General features: G+C 66.3%; 8 protein-coding genes. 4 read left to right on the plus strand and 4 right to left on the minus strand.

Translation table 11 applies throughout. The annotated features are described in order from the left end of the window. Nucleotides 1-3 precede the first annotated feature (3 nt). Nucleotides 4-1002, minus strand: a complete 999-nt coding sequence (locus ACFQPD_RS05775) for a DNA topoisomerase IB (RefSeq protein ID WP_385899353.1) — start codon at nt 1000-1002, stop codon at nt 4-6. 38 nt (nt 1003-1040) lie between these two features. Here ACFQPD_RS05775 and ACFQPD_RS05780 point away from each other — a divergent pair, with 38 nt between their 5' ends. The 3 genes from ACFQPD_RS05780 to ACFQPD_RS05790 all read left to right on the plus strand — a co-directional run bounded on the left by ACFQPD_RS05780 (nt 1041) and on the right by ACFQPD_RS05790 (nt 3489). Then, nucleotides 1041-1280: a hypothetical protein gene (locus tag ACFQPD_RS05780; RefSeq protein ID WP_068750932.1), complete on the plus strand. Its 240-nt coding sequence runs from the start codon at nt 1041-1043 to the stop codon at nt 1278-1280. A 189-nt stretch (nt 1281-1469) separates the two neighbouring features. Beyond that, nucleotides 1470-1799: a hypothetical protein gene (locus ACFQPD_RS05785; RefSeq protein WP_245787872.1), complete on the plus strand. Its 330-nt coding sequence runs from the start codon at nt 1470-1472 to the stop codon at nt 1797-1799. A 172-nt stretch (nt 1800-1971) separates the two neighbouring features. Beyond that, complete coding sequence (locus ACFQPD_RS05790) at nt 1972-3489, plus strand: hypothetical protein (RefSeq protein WP_073186125.1); 1518 nt, start codon at nt 1972-1974, stop codon at nt 3487-3489. Here ACFQPD_RS05790 and ACFQPD_RS05795 read toward each other — a convergent pair. Further along, nucleotides 3440-4480, minus strand: a complete 1041-nt coding sequence (locus tag ACFQPD_RS05795) for a DNA adenine methylase (protein ID WP_300148879.1) — start codon at nt 4478-4480, stop codon at nt 3440-3442. The two genes, ACFQPD_RS05790 and ACFQPD_RS05795, sit on opposite strands and share 50 nt — an antisense overlap. Nucleotides 4481-4746: 266 nt before the next feature. Here ACFQPD_RS05795 and ACFQPD_RS05800 point away from each other — a divergent pair, with 266 nt between their 5' ends. Beyond that, on the plus strand, nt 4747-5730 hold the full coding sequence (locus ACFQPD_RS05800) for a DNA-processing protein DprA (protein ID WP_385899356.1): 984 nt from the start codon (nt 4747-4749) through the stop codon (nt 5728-5730). A 36-nt stretch (nt 5731-5766) separates the two neighbouring features. Here the strand turns inward: ACFQPD_RS05800 and ACFQPD_RS05805 are convergent, their stop codons facing one another. Together ACFQPD_RS05805 and ACFQPD_RS05810 are read right to left on the minus strand one after the other, a co-directional pair. Next, nucleotides 5767-6138, minus strand: coding sequence for a sulfate permease (locus ACFQPD_RS05805; protein WP_317839370.1), 372 nt, complete (start codon nt 6136-6138; stop codon nt 5767-5769). A 140-nt stretch (nt 6139-6278) separates the two neighbouring features. After that, nucleotides 6279-8843: an ATP-dependent RecD-like DNA helicase gene (locus ACFQPD_RS05810; protein ID WP_385899359.1), complete on the minus strand. Its 2565-nt coding sequence runs from the start codon at nt 8841-8843 to the stop codon at nt 6279-6281. Nucleotides 8844-9033 lie beyond the last annotated feature (190 nt).

Genomic DNA, 9033 nt, shown 5'->3' on the forward strand with positions numbered 1-9033 from the left:
CCTCTAGCTGAGCAGTTCGAGGACGGCTCTCTCCAGGCCCGCCTGCCGGGCCCGGGGGGAGCCGTACCTGCGCCGCGTGGCCTCGCCGATGGTGAGGCCGGCGTCGTAGGCGTCGAGGACGCGCGGGTCGATGTACGAGGAGCGCGCCACCGTCGGCGTGTTGCCCAGGTAGCCCGCGACCTCCACGACGGCGGCGCGGATCGCGCGCTTGCGGGAGGCGGCGGTGTCGCCCGGCTCGTCGGAGTCGGCGAGGGCCGCGGCGGCGATGACCGTCGCGTGCCAGGTGCGGAAGTCCTTGGCCGTGATGGCGCCGTCGAACAGGTCACGCAGGTAGCCGTTGACCGCAGCGCTGGTCAGGTCGCGCCAGCCGTCGCCGTCGCGGAAGGCCAGGAGTCGCGGGCTGTCGTCGCGCCGCCGCCGGAGCTTCTCGAGGACCGCGACGGCCGACGGGTCGTCGACCTCCACCGTGTGCTCCACGCCGGACTTGCCGGTGAACCGGAACACCATGACGTCGCCACGCCGCCGGACGTGTCGGCGCTCGAGCGTCGTCAACCCGAACGATCCGTGCGCGTCGCTGTAGGCGTCGTTGCCGATGCGGAAGTACCCGACGTCCAGGAGCCGGGCGGCGCACGCGGCGGCGCGCTCCATCGGCAGGCCGTCGGCCTGGAGGTCGCGCTCGATGCGACGCCGGGCGGTCGGGAGGTGCCGCGCGGCCTCGGCCACGCGGTCGAACTTCGACCGGTCCCGGCGGCGGCGCCACTCCGGGTGGTAGAGGTACTGGCGGCGCCCCGCGTCGTCGGTGCCCACCGCCTGCAGGTGGCCGTTGGGGTGCGGGCAGATCCACACGTCGGTCCAGGCCGGTGGGATGGCGAGGGACCGGATCCGCTCGACGTCGTCGGGCGGCACCGGACGGCCGTCGGCGTCGCGGTAGCTGAAACCCTTGCCGTGACGGCGGCGGGTGAGCCCCGGCGAGCGGGGGTCGGCGCGGCGCAGACGCATCATGGGCGGAATGCTAGAACGCCGACGGGGCCCTGACCAGAGTGCGGGTTCATCGGCCCAAACGGCGCCGGCAAGTCGACGTCCATCAGAACCTGCTCGGGCTCATCCACCCCACCAGCGGCACCGCGACCGTCTTCGGCAAGGACATCACGACCTCCGGCCTCGAGATCCGCCAACAGGTCGGCTACCTGCCGTCCGAGGTCTTCTACTACGACGACAACGTGGGGGCCGCGATCGCCACGACGTATCGAGCGTTCGCCGCCCGCGACCTCGCGGTGTGAGGAGGGGCAGACGCAGAAAACCCGCCCCGGGCCTCAGGCCGGGACGGGATTTCGCCGGGGTGCCTGAGTAGCACGTTCGGCAACTCCGCCCCCAAGACAAAAATCCTGGTCAGCCGCCTAGACCGTGGGGTCTACGAGGTCTCCCGACGTCCCCAGGATACCGCTCCGAAGGACGATCGTGGCCCCGTCGTGAGGACTGTCGAGACGGCTCAAACTTTTCTCACCGCCTCCGAGGTGGATGCGCTCGTCGGCGACTACCTGGCCGGGATGAGCGTCAAGGCCCTCGCCGAGAGGTACGGTATCCACCGCGCCACCGTGTTCGCTCACCTACGTCGCCGCAACGTGCCGAGCCGCCGACCAGGGCTCGGGATCGACGAGAAGGCCGAGGCCGTGCGCCTCGCACGCGCGGGCGTCTCGATGCGCGCGATCGGCCGCCGGATGGGCGTGGACCGCAAGGCCGTGCGCGCAGCACTGGTCGAGGCTGGACTCATTGCGGATGAGTCCGCCAGCAGTTCGTAGCGCCGCTCTGGGCCGCTGATGGCGCAGAGGGTTTCGGCGGACATCGTCGCTCCCGACGTGTCTCAGCCCGGAGAGCGAGGCGTGCAGCTACCGTTGGAGACGAACGACTGCTCTCGCCAGTTCGGCACCGAGGGCGTGGATCGCCGGACGGAGCACGAGAGCAGGGCTGGATATGGCTTACGAGCAGCTACCGATAGTCGAGGTCGACCTCGAACAGCTCCTTCTCGACCTGGAGAACTACCGCATACCGACACGCCGCGACGACGAAGCAGGTGCGCTGAAGTACCTGTTTGCATCCGAGGACGTCCTCGGAGCGGCGCGCCTGATCCTCCGTGACGGCTACTTCGACAACGAAGTCCCGATCGTGACGTCGGCATCAGCGTCCGGCGGTAGCTCCCCATACACCGTGCTGGAAGGCAACCGTCGAGTTAGCGCGCTCAAGGCGCTTCAGGACCCGACGATCGTGCCCGGCCATGAGGCAGAGATTCGCGCGCTGCTGAAGCGGTACGCAGTGGAGGCGGAGAATCTCCCCGAACGAATCCGTGTCATCGTCGCTCCCGACCGGGCGACGGCTGCACCTCACGTCGCGAGGTTGCACACCGGCATCTCGAAGAGGCGCTGGAGTCGCGATCAGCAGGCAACCTTCTACTATTCGCTCGTCGACGAGCAGACCACGGTCGACGATGTGAAGGCACAGTACCCGGATGTCGAGGTTGCCAGGTTCATGCGGATGGCCGTGATGCGGCGCTTCCTCAGCGCAGCGCCATTCTCCGATCACACCCTCCGGCAGTACGCCGCAAGTGACGACCTGGCGATGTCGGCCTTCGAGTATGCCTACCGAAGCAAGGAGATTGCCTCCGCGATCGGTGTCGAGTTCGACAAGGATGGCATGCTTCTGCCGCGGGCCTCGACGCCTGAGAAGATCGCTGTGAAGTTGACGAAGAAGAAGCTCAATGCTTTGGAGTACCTTGTCAGCGAGTTCCGTGCAGGGCGTCTCAACACTCGCTCACCAGAGTTCAAGAAGCGCAACCAGGAGTATCAGTCCCTGGTGGATCGCCTCAACGGCGTATCGACTGCGGCTCCGCCCCAACCAGCGCCGCCCACTCCTCCCGTGCAACCGACGCCATCCGGGCCGTCCCAAGGTGGCGCGTCCGGCGCGCCCGGTGGCCCCAACACTGGCGGGAGTGGTGCTGCTCCGAACCCACCCGGCCCTCCTGGCGGCACGGGCAGCCGTGGACCCAACCATCCAGACACGAAGGACACGCTTGATCTGTCGGGGCTGGACTACGAGAACGCGCCGCTGAATCTCAAGCTGCGATACTTCGAGTTGCGCAAGATCAGCCTCTCGAATCTCCCTATCGCGGCCGCGATCCTCATGCGCTCAGTATTGGAGGCCACCATCAAGGTCCATTTCGAGGGCTCTCCAACCCCCGCCACTGGACAGTTGAGCGATGTATTCAAGCGCGTGGTGCAGGCCTATGGACAAGAGAAGTCGCTCAAGTCAGGCATTAGTGCTATCCAGTCGGGTAACGCGCACAAGCACGGATCGATCCAGTGGTTCAACCTCATCGCGCACAGTGCCGATGCTTCCGTGAGTGCGGATGACGTCCGGCAGGCATGGAAGGTCGTGAACCCGCTGCTTAGGCGCTTGTTGCGCCCGCCATCGCAGACGTCGTCTGCAACGACTTGATCGCCCGCGCGACAGACGGGGATGCCACGAGCAGCTCTTCCGCCTGGCCCGGATACCTGGCGGAGTAGGTGAGTTCCAGTCGGCACTGGAACTGATCTCGATACAGTTTCTCGATCAGCGGGGCTGTGTCATAGGTCATCAACCAGTGTGCACTTTCAACGGAGTTGACGATCGTCGAGAGTGCCTTGTGGTCTCGTCCGTCGAAGGCATTGAGATAGAGTTGCGAGCCTGCTTGCACGTAGGGCGGGTCGATGTACATGAATGACCGGTCATCGTGAGAGTACTGCTGGATCACAGTCCGGCCATCCAGATCAGAGACCGTGATTCGATCCGCTAGAGCACCGATCGCAGTCAACCGCTCGACGAGTGTGAGCCGGTTGAATCGCGCATCAATCTTGTATTTTCCCTCCTGGCGCTGGCCGCCGATAACGCCGGCGTTCAGAATCCCGGAGCGATTGGTTCGATTCAAGAAAAAGAACGCGAAGCCCAGGCGCAGTGCATCGCGCTCGTCCCGTGAGCGATATACGTCGCGCTGGCGCTGCCACTCGTCGATCGTGAGTGGTGTTGACGCCACCATTTCTACGAACTCTGCGTTGTTGCCAACGACGGACTTCCAGAAGGCGTGGACGGCTGGGTCGATGTCGTTGACTACCAAGTGTTGGACGATGCCCTCGCGCAGAAGCGCGATCCCCGCGCCCACACCTCCGGCGTAGGGTTCGATGTAGCGGGCGTCCTTGATGCCAAGAATGTCGATGATGTCAGCGAAGAAGCCAGCGAGCGCAGCTTTTCCGCCGGGGTATCGCAATGGTGAGAGTGTGCCGTATCGGCGTGACCCGATGACACGCAGGCTGTCAGTCATTGGAGTCCTTCCTTGCCCGGTGTGCGGCAACACGGCAGCGGGCTGAGCAGAAGCGAGCGTCACCTCGTCCGAGGAAGGCTTGGTCGCAGTGCTCGCAATCTCGCCATGCCTCTCGGCGGCGTAGGCGTTCATGGCGTAACGCGCGATCAAGCTCGGTGAGCCCCACGTCACTCAGGCTGCCTAGACGCTTCATGTTACGGATAGTACTCGTTACAGATCACATCGTGGTTCGCCACGCGGACGCTCCCGCGAATAGGCCGTTCTTCGGAGTCCGCCGGGTGAATCTCCGTAGCTGCGCCCGTTTCGCCTCACTCGGGAGAGGACCCCTGAGCAGGGTGGGTGTCCGCGAGGCTCGGTCCGCGCACCTCGTCGGTAACGAACGCCGAGAGGAACCGAAGATGGCCAGTTTGAGTGATGTCGCGAGCGACGAGCGCACCGCGAGGATGGTGCTGTCGATGCTCGTCGAGCCCAACGACCCGGTGACAGGACGCATCTTGTCCAGGCTCGGAGCAGTCGAAACGCTTTGGCTGGCTGAACACGACGGTGCAGTAGGCGGGCTGAGCCCGGTGGACGCGCAGGTCTGGCGCGACCACCTCAGCGCGCCAGGCGCAACGGAACTGACCGCGCGCATCGACCAGGTGCAGCAATCGGGCGTTCGCGCGCTCATCCCAGGCGATAGCGATTGGCCCACCGCCGTCGATGATCTCGGTGAAGTCGCCCCCTACGTTCTGTGGACTCGCGGCGCGTCGTCCTTCCTCTCGCGCCCGGTGAGCGATCTTGTCACGATCACAGGCGCTCGGGCCTGTACCTCCTATGGCGAATACGTCGCCGGGGAACTCGCCAGCTCCGTTGCCGCCGACGAACGAGTTGTCGTCGCGGGAGGCGCCTACGGGATCGAGGGCGCGTCGCGCCAGGCCGCGCTCGCCGCAGGTGGCGACACGATCGCCATCTTCGCCAACGGAGTTGATCGCCCGTACCCTGTCGGCCATCGCGACCTGCTCGATCGCGTCGCCGATGTCGGCCTTCTCGTTAGCGAGGTTCCGCCCGGTGCCGTTCCAACCCGACACCGGGTCATCGCCCGCGCACGACTGATGGCTGCGCTGTCCTCCGCGTCGGTCATCGTCGAGGCGGGCGCGCGATCAGGGTCACTGCTGGTTGCCCAGCGGGCCACCGAGCTCGGCCGACGTGTCGGTGCCGTCCCCGGTCCAGTCACGAGCGCCGCGAGTGTTGGGCCGCATCGTTTGCTGCGCGATGGCATCGCGTCCTTGGTGGCGGACACTTCGGACCTCACCAAGCTGGTGGAACGGTGCCAGGTGTCACGAGAGCGACTCGACAGGGAGCATGTCCGTCTGCCTTCGCCTGCTCCGACTCGCACGCTCTAGCGGGCCAGTCGGTAGTTAGGACGACTGGCCCTGAACTCAGCGAGAGCTTCGAGCGAGCTCACCCAGTGGCACACCCTCGGAGAGCTCCTGCTGCTGCCGCTGCGCGCGATACTCATGGGCACGAGCCCTTGCGAGGAGAACGACACTCACGGGGCCGATGGCCAGCATCTTGAGAGCGTTCCAGATGCAGAGCAGGACCACGAGGTGGAGCCATCCTGGGCGGCCGTTCTCGATGAGTGTGGTGCACCAGAAGGCGATGGCCAGATATGGGCCGGCGAGCAGCATCGCTGGCATGCCCCACTTCAGCCCCTTCCTGGTGCGGATCAGGTCGAGCAGGACGTTGCTCGGCATGTAGCGACGCAGGAAATAGCGGACCTCGGCGCTGGCTGTCCACAGTAGGCGGATCATGATGGGCTCCTCTCAACACGCGAGTCGTTGTCGAGACGGTGCGTGGAGAGTGACCCGAAGGTCTGCCGCGAGCGGCCCAAAGGTAAGGAGAAATCCGCCTCACCTTCAAGGCTACGCCCCAGTCATGACATTGGGAAGGGTCAGATGCTGCGCCCAGGCCCGGGCTGGTCGCGCCTGACGGCCTGGAGATCGACCTCTGCCTGACGGCTCTCATCAGCGACCAGCTGACGTACCTTGTCGAGCGCGGAGCGCGCTCGGGCGGCGTCGATCTTCTGCGCGGCCGACTCGGGCGGGGCACCGATGGGCGCGTCGTCGGTGATGCGGTACCGGTCTCGGTAGGCCGCGACTACGCGGGCGGCCTTGCGCCAGGTCGTGGCTCGTCGTCGGTCGGTGGGCGGCGTTCCAAGTGTCTTCGTCCACGGTGCACCCTCGGCAAGTGCGGCTTCGAGTGTGGCGTCGGCGCGTGCCTCGATAAGTTCCTCTCGCTCGTCGAGAGCGGCTCGCATCTCGACGTCGATGACGCCGTGCGCCTGCGGGATGAGGCCGGCGATGAGTCGGGCTGGCTTGCGAGTCCGGCCTGAGCCTGCTGGACGTGCGGTCGTCCGCTCGACCCTGTAGTGGAGGACGGCGGCGATGTCGTCGGCGTCATCGAATCCTCGCGCGGCCACGAGGCGCGGCAAGAGCGCATCAAGGTTGTGGTGGTTGGCCTCGGCGCGGCGAAGTTCAGCGGCAAGGGGGCCGAATGCTTCGGATTCGATGGCGCTCTCGGCCTGTTCGTCGGTGAGCCCGGAGCAGCGGACGAGGGCAGCCCAGCGGTCGTGTTGGGCTGCGGCGGCAATGGTCTCGTACTCGGCGGCGAGCTGGGCGATCGAGCCCCACTGCTCCTGCTCGGCGACGATGGTCTCGTGCGCCGAGAGTTCGGCACCGCTGTGCTGCAGAACTCCGTAGAGCACGCTTCGCGCGGTGGCATGCGGGTCGTCGCCAGGGTGCGGCTGGGCATGGTCGTCGGAGCGGTCGAGGGTCACGTAGGCGTGGTTTGCGTGCCGTCCTCGGGTCATCGCGACGTAGAAGGTCTCTCTCGTCGAGGTCGGTTCGACCAGGACGTGCGCGGTGTCGGTCGTGACGCCTTGCGCGCGGTACGCGGTGACTGCGTAGCCGAGATCGACATGCTCGGCCACATACGACGTTGGAAGCACGATACTGCCGCCGAACCTGCGTCCACGCCTGCGAGCCCTGATGGTTCCGTCGTCGCGCACAGTGGTGCCGGTTCCGTAGTCGCGTGCGATGGTGACGGTCCCGTCGTCGCCGACGGCGGTGACGGTCCAGATGTCGCCGTTGCGCACCCAGTCCCGCCCGACCAGGGTGCGCAGTTCGCGCTTGTTGAGTCGCGTGATGATGGTGTCGCCGACGCCTGCGGCGGTGCCGTCGCGCAGCTCGACTTCACGGTCGGGGTTCAGCGTCTTGTTGAGGATCAGGTCTGCTCGGGCGCGACGGTTCAGCGTGGTCACGTCTTCGTGGGTTTCGGCGATCAACACGGAGATCAAGCCGGCGTCGCGGTCGGCGCGCCAGGCGTTGTAGGCCGCGTCGGTCATGGCCTTGGCGTCGCCGTCGGTGATGCGCTCGTGGGCGAGGTAACTGTCGATAGCCGCCGTGCGCCCGTGACGCAGCTCGAGCGAGGCGGTCTTCTCCCAGGCGTGGGTGAAGCGGTGAACATCGACCAGTTCGGGGGTGTCGGCCCGGTCTCTGGCGATCATCGCGAACGCACCGCCCGCATCCACGGATTGCAGTTGGGCGTAGTCGCCGACCAGCAGCACCTTCGCGCCAGCGTCCTGGGCGAGGTGGGTGAGGCGGTCCAGTGACAGGGTGCCAGCGAGGGAGGCTTCGTCGATGATGACGAGCTGGCCCGCCTCGAACGTGGTGCCGTGGAGAAGGTGGTTCTGCCACCACTTCGCCGTGTTCTCGGTCGCGATCCCGAGATCGTCAGCGAGAACCTGAGCAGCAACCGCTGACGGCGCGAGACCGACGACGGAACCGGAGCCGTGCTCGGCTTCCCATGCGCGGCGGAGCGCGTTCATGGCGGTAGTCTTGCCCGCCCCGGCGGGACCGACCAGTACGTCGAGCATCCGTCCCGACACCGCGATCCGGGTCAAGGCGTCGGCCTGGTCGTCGCCGAGCATCCGACCGTCCGCATCGGGTCTGCGCGTGATCTTCTCAATGGTTGACAGCGGCACCGTCGGCCCGCCGAGGTTGGCGGCTCGTTCGAGGAGTCTGTCCTCGGCCGCGAGCTGGGCCTCGGAGGTGAACACCGTCGAGCTTTTCGGTCGGAACACCGAGGTGCCGTCGGGACGACGGAACACGACGGGCGAGGCGGCGAGTTCGGGCGGGGTCAAGCGAAGCGAAGCGAACTCGGCGGCATCGGCAACCATGGCGACGATGGCTTCCCGGTCGTGCATGGTGGCGAAGCGCCAGCCCATCGTCTGCCGGGATGCCTCGGCCATGAGATTCCAGCGTCGCCAGGTCGAGCGCTTCTCACCGACCACCTCGACGACCGAACGCCCAATCTCGCCAATGACATCGAGCGGTACGTCGTCGGCACGCAGCAGGAGCGGCTTGTCGTTGTCGGTCACCTCGCGCGCCCACGTCGTCGCATCCCGCCCCAACGACTTCGTGGCGCGCTCCCGCCATTCGACGGTGAGGTCAGCCAAGGACCGGGTCTGTCAAGCTAACGGTGTATCTCATGGTTGTTTGACTCTCAGTATCGGCGGCCGGCGGAGAGCCGACCGTCGAAGGTGATCTCGAACGCGTTCAGGGCACCCTTCCAGCGCTGCGTCCAACGTGCTCGTCCCTTGCCGGTGGGGTCCAGCGCCATCACGGCGAGGTAGACGCACTTGAGCG

The organism is Tessaracoccus sp. O5.2 (genome assembly GCF_964266725.1).
GTDB lineage: Bacteria > Actinomycetota > Actinomycetes > Propionibacteriales > Propionibacteriaceae > Arachnia > Arachnia lapidicapta.

What these genes read in the sequence shown, in the direction of transcription:
- ACFQPD_RS05800 (WP_385899356.1), top strand. Translation starts at nt 4,747, where the DNA reads ATGGCCAGTTTGAGTGATGTCGCGAGCGACGAGCGCACCGCGAGGATG.
- ACFQPD_RS05805 (WP_317839370.1), bottom strand. Translation starts at nt 6,138, where the DNA reads ATGATCCGCCTACTGTGGACAGCCAGCGCCGAGGTCCGCTATTTCCTG.
- ACFQPD_RS05775 (WP_385899353.1), bottom strand. Translation starts at nt 1,002, where the DNA reads ATGATGCGTCTGCGCCGCGCCGACCCCCGCTCGCCGGGGCTCACCCGC.
- ACFQPD_RS05790 (WP_073186125.1), top strand. Translation starts at nt 1,972, where the DNA reads ATGGCTTACGAGCAGCTACCGATAGTCGAGGTCGACCTCGAACAGCTC.
- ACFQPD_RS05795 (WP_300148879.1), bottom strand. Translation starts at nt 4,480, where the DNA reads ATGAACGCCTACGCCGCCGAGAGGCATGGCGAGATTGCGAGCACTGCG.